A 19,589-nucleotide genomic window follows, 5' to 3' on the forward strand; every position below is an offset into this window, starting at 1 on the left:
AAGGTGAGTGCTTTTCGTGTGCGGATCGTGCGGCCGGGGGAGCTGGGCGAGCGCGAGATGGCGGCGTGGCGGGAGCTGCGCGCCAAGTCCGGATCGCCCGCGAACCCCTTCATGGAGCCGGAGTTCACGCGCGCGGTCGCCGAGGTGCGGCCCCGCTCGCGGGTCGCCGTCTGGTGGGAGGGCGACGAGCCGGTCGGCTTCTTCCCGTACGAGAAGGGGCCGTTGGGGCAGGGCCGGGCCATCGGCTTCGGTGTCTCCGACAGTCACGGTGCCGTTCTGCGCCCCGGACTGCGGCCCGGTGCACGCGCGTTGCTGCGCGCCTGCGGGGCCGCGGTGTGGGAGTTCGACAACCTGGAGGCCGGCCAGCCCGTCTTCGAAGGCGCCGCCACCGAGTCCTTCGCCTCGCCCGTGATCGACATCGGCGAGGGGTACGCGGCCTACGAGGCGCTGCTGCGCGTCCAGTCGCCCAAGTTCCTCAGGACCACCCTCGCCAAGGAGCGCAAGCTCGGCCGCCAGGCGGACGGCGAGGTGCGCTTCGTCTTCGACGAACGCGACCCGGCCGCCCTGCGCACCCTCATGGAGTGGAAGTCCGCCCAGTACCGCAGGACCGGACGCGGCGACCGCTTCGCCAAGGAGTGGATCAGCACCCTCGTCCGCCGCCTCCACGAGCAGCGCACGCCCGGCTGCTCCGGAGTCCTGTCCGTGCTGTACGTGGGGGACCGGCCCATAGCCGCCCACTTCGGGCTGCGGTCCGCGACCGTGCTCTCCTGCTGGTTCCCCTCGTACGACCCCGAGTTCGCGAAGTACTCGCCCGGCCTCGTCCTCCATCTGCGCATGGCCGAGGCCGCGGCCGCCGCCGGGATCGGGATGCTCGACCTGGGGCGCGGCGCCGCCGAGTACAAGGACGCGCTGAAGACGGGCGAACTGACGGTGTACGAAGGGGCCGTCTTCGTCCCGGGTGCGCGCGCCGCCCTGCACTGGCTCGGGCGTGAACCCGCCCGGCGCGCCCACCGTTTCGTCCGCGACCGTCCGGCCCTCGCGGCCCGGGCCCGCACCACCCTCAACGGCCTCGCCCGGCTGCGGGGCAACCGATAGCCCTCGCTCCTCCCCGTCCGCGCCGGTTCCGCCCCGCCGACGCCCCTCCCCCGCCGCCGAGCCCGCCGCCGTACTCCCCTGAGGGATCCCCATTGAGCAGCCGATCGAGCAGTCGTCCCGACCGCCCCGTCCCCCCTCCCCGTGCCGTCTCCGTCGCCGAGCTCGATCTCGACGCGCCCGACGGGCCGGTCGTCGGCCTGCGGCCCGCGCCCGGCGGGCCGCCCCTGGCGACGGGCGACGTGTACGCGCTCGTACGGCTCCGGGGCCGGCCCGCCGCCACCGTCATCGGGACCGTCGCGGAGGGCGAGGACCCCGAGGAGGTGCTCGGGGCGCTCGCGCGCGGGCGGGTCGAGGACGCGGCCCGGCCCCGTACCGAGGCCGAACACCTCGCCGCCGCACGCCCGTCGGCCAGGCCGGACCTTCTCGCGGCGGCCCGCAAGGGGCTCACCCCGCCCCGTACCTCCGTCGTCGTCGCCACCCGCGAGCGCCCCGAGCAGCTCGCCCGCGCGCTCGACTCGCTGCTCGCCCAGGACCACCCCGACCACGAGCTGATCGTCGTCGACAACGCGCCCCGCACCACCGACACGCACGACCTCGTCACGGGGAAGTACGCCGACCGCGTCCGGTACGTCCGTGAGGACACCCCCGGGCTCGCCGTCGCCCACAACACCGGCGCCGCCGCGGCCGAAGGCGAGGTCCTCGCCTTCACCGACGACGACGTGATCGCCGACCCGCACTGGCTGACGGCCCTCACCGAGCCCTTCGCCGACGACCCCGGCCTCGGCTGCGTCACCGGCCTGATCCTGCCCGCCCGGCTGGGCACTCCCGCCCAGGTCCTCCTCGAATCGCACGGCGGCTTCGCCAAGGGCTTCGCGCCCCGCCTCTACGACCCCGCCCGGCCGCCCGCCGACGAGCCGCTCTTCCCGTTCACCGCGGGCAGCTTCGGATCCGGCGCCAACATGGCCTTCCGGGCGGAGGCACTGAAGAAGGCCGGCGGCTTCGATCCGGCGACCGGCACCGGGACCCCGGCCAGGGGCGGCGACGACCTGTACGCCTTCGTCGCCGTCCTCTCCGCCGGCTTCCGGCTCCGCTACACACCCGAGGCGCTCGTCTGGCACCACCACCGCGAGACCTGGCAGGACCTGCGGAACCAGGCGTACGGCTACGGCGCCGGCCTCACCGCGTACCTCACCGCGACCCTCCTCCGCCGCCCCCGCACGCTGCCCGCGCTCCTGTCCCGGCTGCCGCGCGGCCTGGCGTACGCGCGGACCATGACCGCCCAGCGGGGGGAGGCCGCCGAGGGCGGAGTCCCCGGCGAGCACGGCACCCAGCACCACCCCTGGCCCCGCAGCCTGTCCCGACTGGAGCGGCGCGGCATGCTCTACGGCCCGATCGGATACGCGAAGGCCCGGGCGAAGGCCCGCGTCCAGGCCGGTTCGCGGAAGGCGGCTGCCCGATGACGAGCGCACCCGTCTCCACCCGCATACCCGTCCTCCTCTACCACGCCGTGATGGACGACCCTCCGGGGTGGATCGCCGAATTCACCGTCTCCCCGAAGGAGTTCGCCTCCCAGCTCGACGCGATCGTCGCCAGCGGACGCACCGCGATCACCGTCGGCGCCCTCGCCGCACACCTCGCCACCGGCACCCCGCTGCCGCCCCGCCCCGTCGTCCTCACCTTCGACGACGGCTTCGCCGACCTCGTCGGACCGACGGCCGAGGCGCTCGCCTCCCGCGACCTGCCGTCCACCGCGTACCTCACCACCGGGGCCGTCACCCCCGGCCGGCCGTGCCTCCTCCCGCCCGCGCCGATGATGACCCTCTCCCAGGCCCCGCGTCTGGAGCAGTACGGGATGGAGGTCGGCGCCCACACCGTCACCCACCCGCAGCTCGACACGCTCACGCCCGGGCTCCTGCGGCGCGAACTGCGCGAGGCGAAGGCGGTCCTTGAGGACGTCCTCGGGCACGAGGTCCGGCACCTCGCCTACCCGCACGGCTACAACAGCCCCGCCGTGCGCCGGGCCGCCGCGGCCGCCGGCTACACCTCGGCCGTCGCCGTCCGGCACGCGCTCAGCTCCGGGTCGGACGAGATCTACCGCATCGCCCGGCTCATCCTGCGCCGCGGGCACACCGTCGCCGACATCGAGCAGTGGATGGAGGGGCGCGGAGCGAAGGCCGCGCCGTACCCGGACTCGCTGCCGACGGTCGGCTGGCGGATGTACCGCAGGGCCCGCGCCGTGCTCAACGGGCCGGAGTTCGCGGGCTGAGCCACGGCGCCGCGGCGCCGCGCAAGATCATCAACTCCCCCATCCGGGACGAGAGTTGAATCCGGGTGCAAATCCGAAGTACGTTCCCTTGCTTCACCAAGGGGACAGGGACAGTGGGGGGAGAGCCGCCTTGCAGCAGGACCGTCTGCCGACAACACCGGTGACCGGGGGCGACGGCGTGCCGCCGCAGCCCTCCGCGCAGGACCGCGAGGCCACGGAGCCGGAAGCGGCCCGCCCGGATGCCGGGGCGGCAGTCCCCGCCCCCCGGTCCCGGTCCGGCCCCCTCGCCGCACTCCGCACCCCGGCCGCCGCCAACCTCGCCCCGCTGCTCCTCGCCGCCGCGCTCTGGCTCTGGGCGCTGCCCCACATCGACTTCCGGAGCATCGAGGAGTTCGGCCTCCTCGACCGCTTCCCCCTCGGCTTCTACGCCGCCCTCGCCGTCCTGACCGGCGGCTTCGTCCTCACCCTCCGCCGCGCCGGCACCGCGCCCCTCTGGCCCGCCACCTACTGCGCGGCCATGCTCGTCGCCCTCAAGGCGCCGCCCGCGATCCTCTACGACACCGTCCGCTACGCCTGGGCGTCCAAGCACGACGCGATCATCAGCCGGCTGCTCACCGAGGGCACCGTCCACCCCGGGCGCGAGCTCTCCGGCGGCATGTCCGCCTACGACCAGTGGCCCGGCTTCTTCTCCCTCGACGCGGCCCTCGTCCGCGCCTTCGGCGTCGACGCCGCCGCCTCCTTCATCAACTGGGCCCCGGTCGCGCTCGGTCTGCTCACCGTGCCCGTCCTCATCCTCGTCTACCGCACGTTCAGCGACGACTGGCGGCTCGTGTGGACCGGCGTGTGGATCTTCCAGCTGGCGAACTGGGTCGGCCAGGACTACCTCTCCCCGCAGGGCTTCTCCTACCTGCTCTACCTCACCGTCTTCGCCGTCGTCGTCCGGCACTTCGTCCTGCCCGGCTCGGCGGGCGCGCTCCGCGACCGCTCCGCGCTCGACCCGGCCGCCGCGGCCGTCCCGCCGCCCACGACGACCCGGCAGCGCGCGGTCGCCGTCCTCTTCCTCGTCCCGGTCATCGCCACCATCAACGCCTCGCACCAGCTCACCCCCGTGATGCTGTGCGCGAGCCTCTTCGCCCTCTGCCTCACCCGCCGCTACCGCAACCTCGGGCTCCTCGCCACCACCGGCCTGATCATGCTGGCCTGGAACCTCACCATGGGCCGGGAGCTCTTCCTGGAGACCCTCGGGACCCTGCGCGAGAAGGCCGGAGACCTCCTCGGCAACTCCCGTCCCGGCTTCGCCGGCGACCCCACGGGCCCCGGCCCGGAGCTCGTCGGCAGCGCCAACATCCTGATGGTCCTCGCCCTCGGCGGGCTCGCCGCCGCCGCCGTACTCCTCCGCCGCAGGCTGGCCCGCAGCGCCCTGCCGCTGATCCTCGCCGCCGCGGCGCCCCTGCCGATGTTCGCCGTCAACGACTACGGCGGCGAGATGATCTTCCGGGTCTACCTCTTCGGCCTGCCCGGCGCGGCCTTCTTCGCCGCCGCCGCGCTCGTCCCCGCCGTCGGGGCCGCGAGCCGGGCCGCCGCCATCGCCCGCCGTACCGCCTCCGTCGCCCTGCCCGTCACGCTCGTCGCCCTGCTCGCCGGCTTCCTGCCCTCGTACTACGGCAAGGAGGGCATGCACTACGCGCCGCCCGGCGAGACCGCGCTCACGCGCCGCGCCTTCGACCGGGCGCCCGAGGGGGCGCTGATCCTCGCCGCGACCGGCGCCTTCGCCGACTCGTACTACCGCTACGACCACTACGAGCGCTGGTTCTTCACCGAGCAGGAGGTCGACGAGAACCTCCGCATGCTGAAGGACCCCGCCGGCTACCTCGCGGGCGGCATCCCCGCGGGCCGCCCGGCCTACGTGATCCTCACCCCCACCCAGGGCGAGGCCGTCATCGGCGAGGGCTACCTCCCGGAGGGCGGCTTCGACACCCTCAAGGACGCGCTCAAGCGGTCCCCGCTCTTCGAGGTCGTGGAGGAGAACCGGTACGGACTCGTCCTCCGCTACCGCCCCACCACCTAGGGCCGTGGCCCGCTCGCCCGTCCCACCACCCAGGGCCCGTCCCATCCGCCCGGCACCGCAGTCCGACCCGTCCGCACCCGAAGGAGCAGGTACCCCATGGCCGCCAGCCCACGCCTGACCCCACGAGTCCAGCGCAGAGCCGCCCTCGCGGCCTCCGGATGGGTCGCCCTCGCCGCGACCGCGCTCCCCGGTGGCTCCCCGCTGCGCTGGATCCCCGTCCTCGCCTTCGTCGTCCTCGCGCCGGGCCTCGCCCTGCTGCTCCCGCAGCCCCTCGGCCTGCGCCCCGGCGCCCGCCTGGAGGCCCTGGCGCTCGCCGCGCCCGTCAGCCTCTCCGTGGCCACGCTCGTCGCGACCACCCTCTTCCTGACGAAGGCGTTCTCGCTCACCGTCTTCCTCGCCGCCCTCGCGCTCTTCGTGACCGTCGCCGCCATCCTGCCCGGCGTGCCGCTGCCGGCCGCCACCCGTGGCGCCGTCGAGCGCGACAGCGCCCGCACGTCCGGGCGCGGCGCCGGGGGCACGTCCCCGCTCGCCGCCCGGTTCCGTAAACGAAGGCCTGGCGGGGGCCGGTGAACGGGCGGCACGCCAAGGGCGGCCCCTGGACCCGGATGGCCGTCGCGCTCGCCGCCGTCGGCGCGCTGATCGCCGGCATCGGGGTCTGGATCACCCTCTCCGAGGACGACGACCGCTGCGCGCCCGACGCCTCGCTGGTCGCACCGTGCGGCGCCTGGTGGGGTGCGTACATCCCGTACGACGAACACAGTTCGCTATCCCGGCCGGTGTACGCCTTCGAGAAGAAGATCGGCCGCAAGCTCGACCTCGTCTACACGTACCACGACATGTCCGGGAGCAAGGCCGACGGCGAGCTGCTCACCCCCGACGAGCGGGAGCTCGGCCGGGACCGACTCCTCATGCTGGCCTGGGAGTCCACGGTGTGGACCGAGAAGCACCACGCCAACTGGACCGAGAGACAGCTCGGCTGGAAGAACATCGCCGCCGGGACGTACGACACCTCCGTCATCGACCCGCAGGCCCTGCGGCTCAAGGAGTACGGCAAGCGGGTCTTCTTCTCCTTCGACCAGGAGGCCGACTTCCGCATCGAGCAGGGCGCCGGCACCCCGGAGGAGTACGTCGCCGCCTACCGCCACGTCCGCGACCGCTTCGAGAAGCTCGGCGTCACCAACGTGGTGTGGGTCTGGACCGTCTCCGGCTACCTCGGCAACTCCGCCCTGATGAAGCGGCTCTACCCCGGCGACGCGTACGTCGACTGGATCGGCATGGACCAGTACAACTACTACCTCTGCCACAAGTCGCCGAACTGGCTCGACTTCGACAGGAGCCAGCGCCCCAGCTACGACTGGCTGCGGAAGAACATCTCCGCCGACAAGCCCGTCATGCTCTCCGAGTTCTCCACCGCCCCCGACCCGAAGCGGCCCGAGCGGCAGCGCGACTGGTACACCGCGATCCCGAAGGTGGCGCCGACGCTGCCGGACGTGAAGGCGTACGTGCACTGGAACCGCGCGGTCCCCGGGCCCGGCTGCGACCTGACCATCGACTCCGGTCCCGGTCTCGAGGGCTACCGGATCGCCGGCCAGGACCCGTACTTCAAACAGCCCCTGCCGCGCCGCTGAAGCCCCCGGCGGCGGGGGCTCAGCGGCGGCCCGCCGCCAGGCCGCGGAAGGCGCAGACCGCCATCGTGGCCCCGGCAAGGCCCAGGAAGAGCGGGAGCGGGGCGGCGGCGAAGGCCTGCTGCCCCGCCCACCCGCCCCAGACGAGCACCCACACCACACCCGCCGTGACCCGCTCGCCCACGCCCAGCACGCGCAGCAGCAGGGCCGCGAGCAGCAGGCACAGCGCCTGGAGCACGATCGGCGTCACCGCCGCCGCCGGCCCCGCCGCCTCGCCGAGGAGGTCCGCACCCGGGCCGCCGGCCGCCGCGGGCCGCAGCCCCAGCAGAGGCGGGGCGGTGTGCAGGGCGAGGAACGTGGCGAGCAGGACCGTTCCGGCGAACGCCGGCCGGAAGGCGCGGAGACCGACTGCGGCGCCCTGGAGGGCGACGAGCAGCAGCCCCGCGAAGAGCGTGACGGGCGGGAGCGCGGTCAGCAGGCCGGTCCCGGAGAGCCGCTCCACGTCGAGCGCGCCGGAACCCGCGAGCGGGAACCAGAAGAGTCCGGCGGCGAGCCCGAGGCACAGCCAGAGCCCCAGCCGGAGGCGGGCCGCGGAGGTCCCCTCCGGCGCGGGGATCCGGTCCGCCCCCCGCGCGCCCGCCTGCCCCGCACGAGCCGGCGGCCGCCCCGGGACGGCCGCCGGCTCGTCCGTGCGCTGCCGGGGTACGTACACGGGGATGCCGAACGCGGGCGTCACCGACTCGTGCGTCCCGCGCAGATAGGCGCTCTCCCGCGCCCAGTTCGTGCCGTACCCGTCCTCCGCGCGCTCCTGCACCCGCGCGGCGGACCGGGAGCCCTCGGCCGGTGCCCGGCCCTTGAGGACGGCCCGCAGACCCGGCACGCACACGACCGCCATCAGCGTCATGGAGCCGAGGACGGCGTACCCGGCCCCCGCGATGCCGTACGGCCCGAGGAGGAAGACCGCGCTGCCGAGGACCAGGACACACATCGCGCCCTGGAGCGCGGCGAGCATGCCCGTACGGCCCTGGACGCGCAGCACCCCGATGTACAGCTCGACGGCGACCCGGGGGAGCGCGGCGGCGGCGAGCAGCCGCAGCACGGTGGTGCCGTTCTCGGCGTACTCCTCGCCGAAGGGCGTGAGCAGCACCGGCGCGAGCACGACGAGCACGAGCACGACGGGGACGAGCAGCAGCACCATGCGGCGCAGCGCGCCCCGGACGCCCTCGGCGAGGGACTCGGGGCTGTGCGAGGCGTGCGCGGTGAGCGAGGAGGCCATGTTGATGGCCATGAACTCCATCGTGCCGCCGACGGTGTAGGCCGTGTAGAAGAAGGCGTTGTGGGCGGCGTCGAAGCGGACGGCGACCATCATCGGAAGCAGGCTGATCATCAGCAGGCTGAAGATCGAGCCGACGGAGTCCCCGGCGAGGAAGCGGCCGATCTCGCGCAGGGTGGGCGGCTCGCGGTCCCGGTCGGCGTGTGCCTGCCGGGGGATCAGGTGCCGGAAGACGAGCCAGCCGAGCGGCACCACGGAGAGCACGATGGCCGCGGCCCAGGAGACGAAGACGCCGAGCACCGGCAGGCCGACGGCGAGGACGACGAGCAGGACGAGCTTGCCGAGCGAGAAGACGGCGTTGCCGACGGGCACCCAGATGGCCCGTCTGAGCCCGGTGAGGACCGCGTCCTGGAGGGTGAGCAGGGCCCAGCCGATGCTGGCGGCGGTGAAGAAGATCCCGGCGGACACGGTGCCGAGCGGGGCGTACGAGGGTCCCCACCAGTCCAGGGTGAGCAGGAAGACACCGCAGGCGACGCCCACGACGGCCGTGCTGACCAGGTACAGGCGGACGACGAGCGGCCCGGTGGCCCGGCCGGCCCGGGGCACGTACCGGACGACGGCGCCGGTCAGTGTCGTCGCCGTGAGGGAGGCGAGCATCCGTTGGGCGGCGATGGCGGCGGAGCCCTGGCCGACCGCCTCCTCCGTGTAGTAGCGGGCCGCGACCAGCCAGAAGCCGAGCCCGAGGGCGGCGGAGACGCCGGTGGAGAGCATGAGCGCGTAGGCGTTGCGGAACATGGAGTTCTCGCCGGAGTCGCCGGAGGCGGCCTTGGCTTCCGTGAGGTCCTTGCCGGCGGGTTCCGCCACGGCGGCGGCCGGAGGCTCCCCGGCCGCCGGATCGTCCGTCGCCCGCAGTCGTACGGTGTCGGTCACCGGGCGCCGCCGGGGGCCTCCGACAGGCGCGCGGGACGGGCCCCGGCCGCGCGCAGCACGCCCAGGACCTCGTCGGCGCGGCGCGGGTCCACCGGCAGGGCGTGCCGGGCGAAGCGGGCGGCGGCCGCCGGCGCGGGGGAGAGGTCGGTGAACGCCTCGCCCGCGTAGCTGTCGAGCGGCGGGTCGTAGACGTAGCCGGTGGTGATCCGGTGCCGGGCGAGGGCGGCGATCGCCGCGTCCCGGTCCTCGACGAGCAGCGGCACCCGGAACAGCGGCTGGGCCGGCTCGTCCGTGGCCGACGGCGTGCCGTACTCGCTGGCCAGGAGCCGGGCCGTGCCGGCGCGGTGGGCGGCGAGGACGCCGTCGAGCCGGGCAAGCCGGCGGGTGGTGCGACGGAGCCGCCCGGAGCCCGGCCGGAGCCGGTAGGCGTGCATGTCGACCCGGACCCAGGAGTGGAAGGGGGCGAGCGCGGGCGCGGCCGGCAGGGCCCGCCGCAGCTCGTCGGCGCGGAGCGGCATCCGGATCTCCTCGCGCTCCTCCATCCCGAGCAGCCGTACCGCCGCGCGCGCGGGCCGGACGAGGCGCGTCCCGCGCAGGGCGGCCTCCACGTACGGCCGCGCCAGGTAGGCGAGTTCGTCGACGGTGCGGGAGGGGTGCAGCAACTCGTCGCGGGCGGTCGTGAGTTCCGCGCGCAGCTTCGGGTCGGCGAGGGCGAGGAAGCCGCCGGTCTTGGCGCCGGTGTGCTTCGAGAGGCTGAAGACGGAGGCCTCGCCGTACGTGCCGACGGGGCGCCCGCCGACCGTGGAGCCGATCGCGTGGGCGGCGTCCTCGATCAGCGGGATGCCGAGCCGGTCGCAGTGGGCCCGCAGCTCCGGTGCCGGGTCGGGATTCCCGTACAGATTGGTCGTGAGGACCGCGGACAGGCCGCGCCAGACGGACTCGGGTACGGCCGCCGTGTCGATCGACCCGTCCCGGGGGTCGAGCGGCGCCTGCACCGGGCGGAGCCCGGCGGCGAGCACGACGAAGAAGATGACGTCGTCGTTGACCGGTGACATGAGCACCCGGCCGCCGGGCTCGCACCAGTGGCGCAGCGCGAGGTAGAGCCCGAAGCGGCACGACGGCACGTAGAGGCACTCTCTGCCCCCGAGCCGGTCGCGCATCCGCCCTTCCAGTTCCGCGTACGCAGAAACCATGTGATTCCCCCCTGAATCCCCGGGCTCAATGTGGCCCAATCCGGACGGCACGTCAACAAGGCCCTCCGGCAGCGCGGTTGGCGTCGGCCAGGAGCCTTCCGTGCGGTCGTCCGGGGTGGCGTCCGGCGGTACGAAAGGGGCCCGTTCCGGGTCGGTCGACCGTGAACGGGCCCTTTCCGGAGCCATTTTGGCGGTTCGGGGCAGTCCGTGGAGGTCATTCCTCCAGAGTCAGGCCGCGACGCAGCCGGGCGAGGGTGCGGGCGAGCAGCCGGGACACGTGCATCTGCGAGATCCCGAGCTCCGTGCCGATCTCCGACTGGGTCATGCCGGAGACGAAGCGGAGGGAGAGGATGAGCCGGTCGCGGGCGGGCAGGGAGGCGATCATCGGCTTCAGGGAGGCGACGTACTCGATCCCGGTGAGCCCGTCGTCCTCGTAGCCGATCCGGTCGGCGAGGGTGGTGTCCCCGCTGCCCGCGTCGTCCTCCTCGGTCTTGGCGTCGAGCGAGCTCGCCGTGTAGGCGTTGCTGGCGGTCATGCCCTCGACGACCTCCTCCGGGGAGATCCCGAGCTCCTCCGCGAGTTCGGCGACGGTCGGGGCGCGGTCGAGGCGCTGGGCGAGCGCGTCACCGGCCCGCGCGAGGTCGAGGCGGAGCTCCTGGAGCCGGCGCGGGACGTGCACGGACCAGGACGTGTCGCGGAAGAACCGCTTGATCTCGCCGATGATCGTCGGCATCGCGAACGTGGGGAACTCGACGCCCCGGGTCAGTTCGAAGCGGTCGATCGCCTTGATGAGGCCGATCGTGCCGACCTGGACGATGTCCTCCATCGGCTCGCTGCGGCTGCCGAACCGGGCGGCGGCGAACTTCACCAGTGCCAGGTTGAGTTCGACGAGGGTGTTGCGGACGTACGCATGGTCGTGGGTGCCCTCCTCCAGTTCGGAGAGGCGGGCGAAGAGCTGCTTCGAGAGGGCGCGCGCGTCGACCGCTCCGATGCGGTCGAGGGGCCCCTCGGGCAGGTGGTCGAGGGGGGTTACCGCCGACGGCGCGTCGGGGGTACGCGGGGCGTCGAGCCGGGGTGACATGGGTCTCCTTCATCGGTCTTCTGCTGCGGTTTGCGGCGCCTCCGAGGCCGGTCGTGTCGGGTGTCCTGTCAGGTGTTCCCCTCTAGCCCTACCTGGTGGACGCCGATGGTTGCAAGTGTCAATAGTCCGCTTTGGGTGGGTTTGTGGGGGCGATGTGTGCGCGGAAGGGGGCCCCGCTTGTAGGGTTCGAGGCACGTCAGTCGGCACCCGCGAGAGCGAGAAGAGGCACGGCCATGGACCGCCAGCACATCGGCAGCGCGCAGCCCGCGCGCCTGCGGGTCGAGGTCCGGACCGTGGGTGGGGGAAGCGAACTCCTCACCCCTGTGGGTGAGCTCGATCACCACACCGCCGAACTGTTGCGTGCGCCACTCGACTCCGCGCTCGACGCGGGCCGCCCGCGGCTCGTCATCGACTGCTCGGGTCTCGACTTCTGCGACTCGACCGGGCTCAACGTCCTGCTCGGCGCCCGGTTGCGGGCGGACGCGGCGGGCGGCGGGGTCCATCTGGTGGCGATGCGGCCCGCGGTCGCCAGGGTGTTCCGCATCACCGGCGCGGAGGCCGTCTTCACGCTGCACGACACGCTCGGCACGGCCCTCCCCGGCTGAGGCCGGAGAGAGTCCGTTCACTCCGTACGTACCACCCCTCTGTCTCGTCAATCGGTGAGGTGAAGCGCTGATGGACCAAGCTTCCGACGTCCGTACGCTCGCCCTCGGCGAGACCAGCGGCACCGTCCCGCTCGCCCGCGACTTCACGCGGTCGGCGCTCACGGAGTGGGGCTGGCTTCCGGCCGCCACCGCCGACCGCAGGGCCGCCGCCGAGGACGTCCTGCTCGTCGTCTCCGAACTGGTCACGAACGCCTGCCTGCACGCCGAGGGCCCCGAGCGGCTGCGCGTCCTGCGCGGCCCCCTGGTCGTACGCCTCGAAGTCACCGACCGCGGCGCCGGCCAGCCCGCCCCCCGCACCCCGCACCGCTCCGGCCGCCCCGGGGGCCACGGCATGTTCATCGTCCAGCGACTCTGCCTGGACTGGGGCATCGATCGCACCCCGGGCGCCCCCGGCAAGACGGTCTGGGCCGAACTGGCCGCACCCGCCTAGCATTTTCACAAGTTCACCGGTTCCTCTGCCTTCCCTCCGCAAGGCCCCGGGCGTACCTTGACGGCCAATCTGAAAGACCGTCAGTTACGTTGTGGTGAGGGGTGCTCGGGTGTCCAAGGTGCCGAACCGAAGGAGAACGGCCGCCGGTCTCACGGCGGCGGTCGCGGTGGCGGGCGCCGCCGTACTGACCGCCGCACCGGCCGCCCAGGCGACCGTCGTCGATGTGAACTACGCGTGCGTGACGAAGATCGGCCCGAAGGACGCCGTCTCGCCCGTCGACATCAAGGCCGTCAAGAGCGGCAGCGGCTACACGATCACGATGTCCTTCGAGAAGGGCGTCTCCGACAGCCCGATCGAGCTGGGCAAGGGCGTCATGACCCCGCGCGCCGAGCTCGTCCTCGGCGGGGCCGCGTCGGGCACGGTGAAGGTCAAGGGCACGCCGAACACGGCCGCCATACCGCCGGACACCCCGATCAAGATCGGCACGCTGACCGGGACGTTCACGCCGACGAAGAACGGCAAGGTCACCTTCACGGCCGGCACGCTCATCGTGCACGCCCTCGGCATGGACGCGGCCGAGTGCAAGCCGAAGAACAACCCCGCGCCCTCGCTGGAACTCGACGTGACGGGAGTCGCCGGCGACGACACCCCGCCGGCCGACGACGACAGCGACGACAACGGCTCCGGGTCCGAACTGCCCAAGACCGGCCCGCTCGACTCCGCCCTGGCCCTCGGGACCCTCGGCGGAACCGTCCTGCTGACCGGCGCCGCCGGAGTCCTCTGGCTCACGCGGCGCACGGCACGCTGATGCGGGCGGCGGCGACCCGCTCCGGGCTCCTCGCCGCCGCGGCCGCCCTCCTCGGCGCGGTCGCGGCGGCACCCCCGGCAGCCCAGGCCTGGACGGCGGCCCCCGCGGCCGGACGGCCGTACGCCTATCTGGAGGGCCCCGCGGGGAGCGTCCTCCAGGACAGCCTGTCGGTGACCAACCCGGGCGCGCGGCCGCTCACCGTACGGCTCACGGGCGAGGGCGCGCCGGTGGCCTTCGCCGCGCGGACCGTCACCGTGCCGGCCAGGACCCGGGCCGACGTGCCGTTCGCCGTGACCGTCACCGCGGACACCCCGCCGGGCGACCACCGCGGCACCGTGCGCGCCACGGCCGCCGGACGCGAGCTGAGCGTCGAGCTGCTCCTGCGGGTGAGCGGCCCGCGCCTCGTCGCGCTCACCGTCGAGGACGTCCGTGTCGACGAGACCACCGGCGCCCTCCGCTACACCCTGGTCAACCGCGGTACGACCGTCCTCGCCCCGACCCTCGCCGTCCGCGCCGAGGGCCTCCTCGGCACGGTCCTCGACCGGCCGGAGCGCGCCCTGCCGTTCACCCTGCGCCCCGGCGAGCGGGCCACCCGCACCGAACCCTGGCCGGACCCGCCCGCCCTCGACTCGGTCACCGTCCGGCTCACCGCCCGCGCCCCCGGCGCGCCCCCCGCCACCGCCCGCGCCGAGGCGGCCTTCGCCGAGTTCCCCGCCCTCGCGGGGGCGGCCGGGCTGCTCCTCGCGGCGGCGGGCGGCGGCGCGTGGGCGGTGCGGCGACGGGGCAGGGCCGGAAGCCGTACGGATGCGGGTCCCCGTACCCGTACCCCTGCCCCGCACGCGTCGACGGGAGCGACAACATGAGGCCGACGAGGCGGTCGCGTACGGCCGCGGCCCTGGTCACCGCCCTGCTCACGGCCCTCGCCCTCGCGCTGCCGCCCGCGGTCACCGCGACGGCCGCGCCCGGGCCCGTCGTCGAGCTCTCGGCGGCCGAGGGAGGCAAGGGCGGCACGGTGACCGTCAGCGGCAGCGGCTGGAAGCCGGGCGCGCTGCTCATGCTCCTGATCTGCGGCCGGTCCGCGCCCGGCAAGGGCGTCATCGGCGGCACCAACTCCTGCGCCAACAGCGAGGGCCGGGCCGCCACCGTCGACGCCAGGGGAGCGTTCAGCGCGAAGCTCCCGGTCGCCGAACCGCCCAAGCCCTGCCCCTGCGTCGTGCACGTGGCCGGCGTCACCGGCCAACAGGGCGCGGTCGACAAGGAGTTCACGGTCGCCGGGCACCCCACGGCACCGCTACCCGAGCCCTCGGGCAACGGCCGGCTCGCCGTCCTCGCGGCCGTCCGCCTCGACGGCTCCAGCGGTCTCCTCGTCTGGTTCGGGGCGCCGCCGCGCCGCGAGGTCGTCTTCACCGTCGGCAACCTCGGCTCGGCCGCCGTCAAGGACCCGGTCTTCGAGGTCGGCACGAGCCACGGCGTCTTCGCGCCGCAGTACGAGGAACGCCAGTGGCGCGGCACGATCGAACCCGGAAAGAAGGCCCTGGTCCGGCTCCCGGCCGAACTCACGGCGGGCGCGCACGGCGACTACCAGGTCTCCGTGCGGTACGCGGGCAAGGTCCTCGTCGAGCAGCCGTGGGGGGTGGGCCGCCCCTGGGGCGTGACGCTCTTCTGGGTGCTGCTCGCCGTCGTCGTGCCGGCCGCGCTGTTCCGGATCGGGATGGCGGTCGTGGACCGCGCCCGGCCCGCCGCGGGACGCCCGTCCGCCGGCCGCCCGGGCCTCCGCCTTCCCCGTACGGCCGCACCGCGCCGCCGTACCCGCACGTCCGTCCCCGCCCCCGCCACCGGGGACGCGAGGGACGACGAACCGGCCACGGTCCTGCCGTGGTTCAGCCCTGACTCCGCACCGTCAGCGCCAGAGAGCAGTCCGACGACGAAGGGACATGCGTGAGTACGCAACGGAGGATGAGCGCGGCCGGGGTCGCGCTGATGCTCGGCGGCGCGGGGATCCTGATTTCCGCCGGCCCCGCACAGGCCGCCGAGGTCTCGTACAAGACGGAGTGCATCCCGCCGTCCATCTCCGGGCTCCCGCCGGTGCAGGGCACCACGAAGGTGCTCATCACCGCACCGGCGGAGGCCAAGGTCGGCGACGAGGTCGAGATCGTCTGGAAGACGGTCCAGGCCGCCTCGAAGAACCCCGACGTGCTCGACCTCGGAGCGGACACCGTGAAGCCGAGCGGTGTCCTGAAGGTGGGCGGCGCGGGGAGCGGCACCGTCGCGATGGAGGGACCGCGGAGCAACCCGCCGATCCCCAAGAACAGTCCGATGGTGCTGCCCGAGATGAAGGGGAAGCTGAAGCTGACCGCGGCGGGCGACATCACGCTGACGCCCGACAAGTACACGATCAACGTGTCCAAGCCGCTGTCGACGGACACGAAGTGCGCACCGAAGGAAGCGGTCCCGGTCGCGGCGACGATCAAGGTCACGGCGGGCGGCGGCAGCAGTTCCGGGGGCAACAGCTCCGGCTCCACCACGACGACGGGTGGCAGCACGACCACGTCCGGCGGCAGCAGCACGACGACCTCCGGCAGCACCACCACCTCCGGCGGCAGCAGCACGACCACGTCCGGCGGCAGCTCCACCACCGAGGGACACACGGGCAGCGCCGGCACCGGCAGCTCGACGTCCACCTCCGGCAGCAGCACGACCACCTCTGGCGGAAGCTCCAGCTCGGCGTCCGGCGGCTCGGCCTCCGCCGGCGGCTCCACCTCCGGCGGCGGTGGCGGTCAGACCGACTTCCCCGGCAAGGAGGTGACCGTCGCCTTCACCTGCACGTCCCCCGGCCCGCCGAACATCAACTCCAAGGTGACGATCAGCGCGAAGAAGAACGGCGCCGTCTACGACCTCACGGTCAAGACGGCCAAGGGCGTCATGAACAGCCCCGCTCCCCTCCCCAAGGGGGCTCTCGTACCCTCCATGGCGGTCAGGATCGGTGGGGCGGACAGCGGCACGGTGAAGGTCACCGGCGCACCCAACCCCACCGCGGTCGCGGCGGGAGCTCCGGTGAGCCTGGAGGACATGAAGGGCACGTACAAGCCCGGCGCGACCGGGAAGTCCACGCTCAGTCCGGGTGCGCTGACCATCAGCGTCACGCTCGGCGAGGCGAAGATGGAGATCCCCTGCCAGGTCAAGGGAGCGGTGAACGCCTCCCTCGAGCTGGACACCAGCAAGCAGGCGGGCGGGGCGAGCGGCGGCTCCGACGGCGGTTCGAGCGCCTCGGGCTCGGGCTCCGGCTCCGGCGGCAGTGCGGCGGCCTCCGGCGGCTCCTCCGGTGAGAACCTCGCCGAGACCGGCTCCGAGAGCGACGGCGCCCTGCGCGCCCTCGCCCTGGTCGCGGGCACGGTCATCCTCCTCGGCGGCGCGGTGTTCACCTTCACCCCGTGGGCGCGGCTGAGGCGCTGACGACGCGGCAACGGCGAAGGCCGCCGCACCGAACCGGTGCGGCGGCCTTCGCGCGTACAGAAGGGCGAGCAGGTCAGTGGACGCTGCCCATGAGCCCCTGGACCTTCTTGCGGTACATGTAGATCGCGAAGCCTGCCGCGACGGCGAGCGTCGCCTGCATCGCGATGATCCCTGTGCCGTTGAGGTCGACTCCCGCGATGGAGAGCAGACCCGTGGTGCAGTCACCGGCGGTGACGGCGAGGAACCAGACACCCATCATCTGGGAGGCGTACTTCTTCGGCGCCATCTTCGTGGTGACGGAGAGGCCGACAGGGGAGAGGCACAGCTCACCGATGGTCTGGATCATGTAGATCGAGACGAGCCACATCGGGGAGACCATCGTGCCGTCGCCCGACATGTTCATCGGGACGATGAACACGAAGAAGGACGCGCCCACGAGGACCAGACCCATCGCGAACTTCACGATGGTGTTCGGCTCCTGGTTCTTCCGCGCCAGCCACAGCCACAGCCAGGCGAAGACCGGGGCGAGCGCCATGACGAAGAGCGGGTTCAGGGACTGGTACCAGGTGGCGGAGAAGCCGAGGCCGAAGACGGTGTCGGCGGTCTTGCTGTCCGCGAACAGCGACAGGGTCGAGCCACCCTGGTCGTAGATCATCCAGAAGATAGCGGCGGCCACGAAGAACCAGATGTAGCCGTTCACCTTCGACTTCTCGGACGAGTCGAGGTCCTTGTCGCGCCTGATGCGGGCCAGGACGGCGATCGGGATGAGCAGACCGGCGATCGTGAGCGGGACCAGGGCCCAGTTCAGCGTGTACAGGCCGAGGGCGACGACGACGCCGTAGAAGACGGCCACGACGACGGTGACGAGGGCGACCTTGGTGATGATCGCCTTGCGCTCGTCGGCCGAGAGCGGGTTCGGGACCTCGCTGCTCTTCGGGTTGAGGCTCTTGGCGAACCCGAGGAAGACGGCGAGACCGAGACCCATGCCGACCGCGGCGAGCGCGAAGCCGAGGTGCCAGTTGTATTCCTTGCCGATCGTGCCGATCAGCAGCGGGGAGACGAAGGCGCCGAGGTTGATGCCGACGTAGAAGAGGGTGAAGCCGCCGTCGCGACGCGGGTCCTCGGGACCGTCGTAGAGGTGACCGACCATCGTCGAGATGTTGGCCTTCAGCAGACCCGAACCGACGGCCACCAGCGCGAGGCCGACGAAGAACATCGCGGAGCCGGGCAGCGCCAGCGAGATGTGGCCCGCCATGATCACGAAACCGGCGATGGTGACGGTCTTGCGGGCGCCCCAGACGCGGTCACCGAACCAGCCGCCGGGCATGGCCATGAGGTAGACCATGGAGACGTAGACCGAGTAGATGGCCGTCGCGGTGGCGGCCTTCATGGCGAGACCGCCGCCCTGGCTTCCCACGGCGGCGTCGGCGCCGCCGGAGACCAGGTAGTACACCAGCAGGGCCCTCATGCCGTAGTAGGAGAAACGCTCCCACATCTCGGTGAAGAAGAGGGTGGTCAGGCCTCGGGGGTGGCCGAGGAACGTCTTCTGGTACCGGGGAACTCCGGTCGAAGCCGTCGTCAGGCTGGACGCCATGTCGATCCTTGCTCTGTCGGGACGCTCGCCTTGTGAGCGGGGTGCGCCCGGTGGGGGAGGCCGGCACCGGCGGAGCCGTTGGACTCCACCGGGATCCACGCCCCGGGCGCGTCTTCGCGTCCCGGAACCCGGCCCACAGGTCGTTCACCGTCTTTCGAGATCGGCTGGCCGACCTCACGCAGAAAGAGGACCTCGGCGCACGAAGCTGGCCAAAGGTCCCCGATTACCGCTACAGACGTCTCGCCACCATACGACACGACAGTGCCGGATATGGAAGGACTTGAGAGATGGATCACAGGCATTCATGCAACCACACAGGCTCATTCGAAGGTCATGAGCAGGATGCCCACAGGATCCCCAGGGGCAACCGGGGCCGGGCCGATCCCGCCACGACGCAGTGGCCGTGCGGACTACCATCACCCCATGACCCGTGTACTGCTCGCCGAGGACGACGCATCCATCTCGGAACCGCTGGCCCGCGCCCTGCGGAGAGAGGGGTACGAGGTCGAGGTCCGCGAGGACGGTCCGACCGCTCTCGACGCCGGACTCCAGGGCGGAGTGGACCTGGTCGTACTCGACTTGGGGCTGCCCGGCATGGACGGCCTGGAGGTCGCCCGCCGGCTGCGTGCCGAAGGTCACGCGGTCCCGATCCTGGTCCTCACCGCGCGGGCGGACGAGGTCGACACCGTCGTCGGGCTCGACGCGGGCGCCGACGACTACGTCACCAAGCCCTTCCGCCTCGCCGAACTCCTCGCCCGGGTCCGGGCCCTGCTGCGGCGCGGCTCCAGCGAGCCCGTCGCCGCCCCCTCGACGCACGGCGTCCGGATCGACGTCGAGTCGCACCGCGCCTGGATGGGCGACGAGGAGCTCCAGCTCACGGCCAAGGAGTTCGACCTGCTCCGGGTCCTCGTCCGGGACGCCGGCCGGGTCGTCACCCGCGACCAGCTGATGCGCGAGGTCTGGGACACCACCTGGTGGTCCTCCACCAAGACCCTCGACATGCACATCTCCTGGCTCCGCAAGAAGCTCGGCGACGACGCCGCCAACCCGCGCTACATCGCCACCGTGCGCGGAGTCGGCTTCCGCTTCGAAAAGAGCTAGGGAAGCG

General features: G+C 73.1%; 17 protein-coding genes. 13 read left to right on the forward strand and 4 right to left on the reverse strand.

Translation table 11 applies throughout. The features are described from left to right. Positions 1 to 57 precede the first annotated feature (57 nt). From DEJ46_RS24245 to DEJ46_RS24270, 6 genes are all read left to right on the forward strand, one after another. Positions 58 to 1,095: a GNAT family N-acetyltransferase gene (locus DEJ46_RS24245; RefSeq protein WP_223835494.1), complete on the forward strand. Its 1,038-nt coding sequence runs from the start codon at positions 58 to 60 to the stop codon at positions 1,093 to 1,095. A gap of 92 nt (positions 1,096 to 1,187) precedes the next feature. Next, entirely contained in the window at positions 1,188 to 2,555 is a 1,368-nt protein-coding gene (locus DEJ46_RS24250) for a glycosyltransferase (RefSeq protein ID WP_150269610.1), read from the forward strand. Beyond that, entirely contained in the window at positions 2,552 to 3,361 is an 810-nt protein-coding gene (locus DEJ46_RS24255; protein ID WP_150269611.1) for a polysaccharide deacetylase family protein, read from the forward strand. Before DEJ46_RS24250 ends, DEJ46_RS24255 begins: the two co-directional genes overlap by 4 nt. Positions 3,362 to 3,491: 130 nt before the next feature. Then, positions 3,492 to 5,429 carry a hypothetical protein gene (locus tag DEJ46_RS24260; protein WP_223835048.1) on the forward strand — a complete coding sequence of 646 codons (1,938 nt, stop codon included), beginning with the start codon at positions 3,492 to 3,494 and terminating at the stop codon, positions 5,427 to 5,429. A 96-nt stretch (positions 5,430 to 5,525) separates the two neighbouring features. Next, a complete protein-coding gene (locus DEJ46_RS24265) occupies positions 5,526 to 5,999 on the forward strand; it encodes a hypothetical protein (RefSeq protein WP_223835050.1) in 474 nt (157 codons plus the stop codon). Beyond that, positions 5,996 to 7,057 (forward strand): glycosyl hydrolase, encoded by a 1,062-nt coding sequence (locus tag DEJ46_RS24270; RefSeq protein WP_223835052.1) that lies wholly within the window; start codon positions 5,996 to 5,998, stop codon positions 7,055 to 7,057. Before DEJ46_RS24265 ends, DEJ46_RS24270 begins: the two co-directional genes overlap by 4 nt. A gap of 19 nt (positions 7,058 to 7,076) precedes the next feature. On the opposite strand, the gene DEJ46_RS24275 is transcribed toward DEJ46_RS24270, so the two are convergent. The 3 genes from DEJ46_RS24275 to DEJ46_RS24285 all read right to left on the reverse strand — a co-directional run bounded on the left by DEJ46_RS24275 (position 7,077) and on the right by DEJ46_RS24285 (position 11,531). Continuing rightward, a complete protein-coding gene (locus DEJ46_RS24275) occupies positions 7,077 to 9,257 on the reverse strand; it encodes a lipopolysaccharide biosynthesis protein (RefSeq protein ID WP_150269615.1) in 2,181 nt (726 codons plus the stop codon). After that, on the reverse strand, positions 9,254 to 10,450 hold the full coding sequence (locus tag DEJ46_RS24280) for a DegT/DnrJ/EryC1/StrS family aminotransferase (RefSeq protein WP_150269617.1): 1,197 nt from the start codon (positions 10,448 to 10,450) through the stop codon (positions 9,254 to 9,256). The genes DEJ46_RS24275 and DEJ46_RS24280 overlap by 4 nt, the downstream gene beginning before the upstream one ends. A gap of 214 nt (positions 10,451 to 10,664) precedes the next feature. Next, the gene (locus DEJ46_RS24285; protein ID WP_150269619.1) at positions 10,665 to 11,531 is read right to left on the reverse strand and encodes an RNA polymerase sigma factor SigF; all 867 of its coding nucleotides are present in this window, start codon (positions 11,529 to 11,531) and stop codon (positions 10,665 to 10,667) included. 233 nt (positions 11,532 to 11,764) lie between these two features. Here DEJ46_RS24285 and DEJ46_RS24290 point away from each other — a divergent pair, with 233 nt between their 5' ends. The 6 genes from DEJ46_RS24290 to DEJ46_RS24315 all read left to right on the forward strand — a co-directional run bounded on the left by DEJ46_RS24290 (position 11,765) and on the right by DEJ46_RS24315 (position 16,887). After that, positions 11,765 to 12,136, forward strand: coding sequence for an STAS domain-containing protein (locus DEJ46_RS24290; RefSeq protein ID WP_150269620.1), 372 nt, complete (start codon positions 11,765 to 11,767; stop codon positions 12,134 to 12,136). Between the two features lie 70 nt (positions 12,137 to 12,206). Next, positions 12,207 to 12,626 (forward strand): ATP-binding protein, encoded by a 420-nt coding sequence (locus DEJ46_RS24295; protein WP_150269622.1) that lies wholly within the window; start codon positions 12,207 to 12,209, stop codon positions 12,624 to 12,626. A 118-nt stretch (positions 12,627 to 12,744) separates the two neighbouring features. Beyond that, positions 12,745 to 13,434, forward strand: a complete 690-nt coding sequence (locus DEJ46_RS24300) for a peptidase (RefSeq protein ID WP_190623258.1) — start codon at positions 12,745 to 12,747, stop codon at positions 13,432 to 13,434. After that, entirely contained in the window at positions 13,434 to 14,297 is an 864-nt protein-coding gene (locus tag DEJ46_RS24305; RefSeq protein ID WP_150269626.1) for a hypothetical protein, read from the forward strand. The genes DEJ46_RS24300 and DEJ46_RS24305 overlap by 1 nt, the downstream gene beginning before the upstream one ends. Further along, the gene (locus DEJ46_RS24310; RefSeq protein WP_150269627.1) at positions 14,294 to 15,376 is read left to right on the forward strand and encodes a neocarzinostatin apoprotein domain-containing protein; all 1,083 of its coding nucleotides are present in this window, start codon (positions 14,294 to 14,296) and stop codon (positions 15,374 to 15,376) included. The genes DEJ46_RS24305 and DEJ46_RS24310 overlap by 4 nt, the downstream gene beginning before the upstream one ends. 14 nt (positions 15,377 to 15,390) lie before the next feature. Continuing rightward, entirely contained in the window at positions 15,391 to 16,887 is a 1,497-nt protein-coding gene (locus tag DEJ46_RS24315; protein ID WP_150269629.1) for a hypothetical protein, read from the forward strand. A 73-nt stretch (positions 16,888 to 16,960) separates the two neighbouring features. Here DEJ46_RS24315 and DEJ46_RS24320 read toward each other — a convergent pair whose 3' ends face one another. Then, on the reverse strand, positions 16,961 to 18,481 hold the full coding sequence (locus DEJ46_RS24320) for a peptide MFS transporter (protein ID WP_150269631.1): 1,521 nt from the start codon (positions 18,479 to 18,481) through the stop codon (positions 16,961 to 16,963). Between the two features lie 423 nt (positions 18,482 to 18,904). Between DEJ46_RS24320 and DEJ46_RS24325 the strand changes: the two genes are divergently transcribed. Beyond that, complete coding sequence (locus tag DEJ46_RS24325) at positions 18,905 to 19,582, forward strand: response regulator transcription factor (RefSeq protein ID WP_055643128.1); 678 nt, start codon at positions 18,905 to 18,907, stop codon at positions 19,580 to 19,582. Positions 19,583 to 19,589 lie beyond the last annotated feature (7 nt).

Origin of the sequence: Streptomyces venezuelae, from assembly GCF_008642375.1 — a bacterium.
In the GTDB taxonomy this organism is placed as follows: Bacteria; Actinomycetota; Actinomycetes; order Streptomycetales; family Streptomycetaceae; genus Streptomyces; species Streptomyces venezuelae_G.

Bases quoted from the DNA above. Each gene is read 5' to 3' on its own strand.
- DEJ46_RS24245 (WP_223835494.1), top strand. From the start codon at position 58: ATGGCGGCGTGGCGGGAGCTGCGCGCCAAGTCCGGATCGCCCGCGAAC.
- DEJ46_RS24255 (WP_150269611.1), top strand. From the start codon at position 2,552: ATGACGAGCGCACCCGTCTCCACCCGCATACCCGTCCTCCTCTACCAC.
- DEJ46_RS24265 (WP_223835050.1), top strand. From the start codon at position 5,526: ATGGCCGCCAGCCCACGCCTGACCCCACGAGTCCAGCGCAGAGCCGCC.
- DEJ46_RS24280 (WP_150269617.1), bottom strand. From the start codon at position 10,450: ATGGTTTCTGCGTACGCGGAACTGGAAGGGCGGATGCGCGACCGGCTC.
- DEJ46_RS24285 (WP_150269619.1), bottom strand. From the start codon at position 11,531: ATGTCACCCCGGCTCGACGCCCCGCGTACCCCCGACGCGCCGTCGGCG.
- DEJ46_RS24290 (WP_150269620.1), top strand. From the start codon at position 11,765: ATGGACCGCCAGCACATCGGCAGCGCGCAGCCCGCGCGCCTGCGGGTC.
- DEJ46_RS24295 (WP_150269622.1), top strand. From the start codon at position 12,207: ATGGACCAAGCTTCCGACGTCCGTACGCTCGCCCTCGGCGAGACCAGC.
- DEJ46_RS24305 (WP_150269626.1), top strand. From the start codon at position 13,434: ATGCGGGCGGCGGCGACCCGCTCCGGGCTCCTCGCCGCCGCGGCCGCC.
- DEJ46_RS24310 (WP_150269627.1), top strand. From the start codon at position 14,294: ATGAGGCCGACGAGGCGGTCGCGTACGGCCGCGGCCCTGGTCACCGCC.
- DEJ46_RS24315 (WP_150269629.1), top strand. From the start codon at position 15,391: ATGAGCGCGGCCGGGGTCGCGCTGATGCTCGGCGGCGCGGGGATCCTG.
- DEJ46_RS24320 (WP_150269631.1), bottom strand. From the start codon at position 18,481: ATGGCGTCCAGCCTGACGACGGCTTCGACCGGAGTTCCCCGGTACCAG.
- DEJ46_RS24325 (WP_055643128.1), top strand. From the start codon at position 18,905: ATGACCCGTGTACTGCTCGCCGAGGACGACGCATCCATCTCGGAACCG.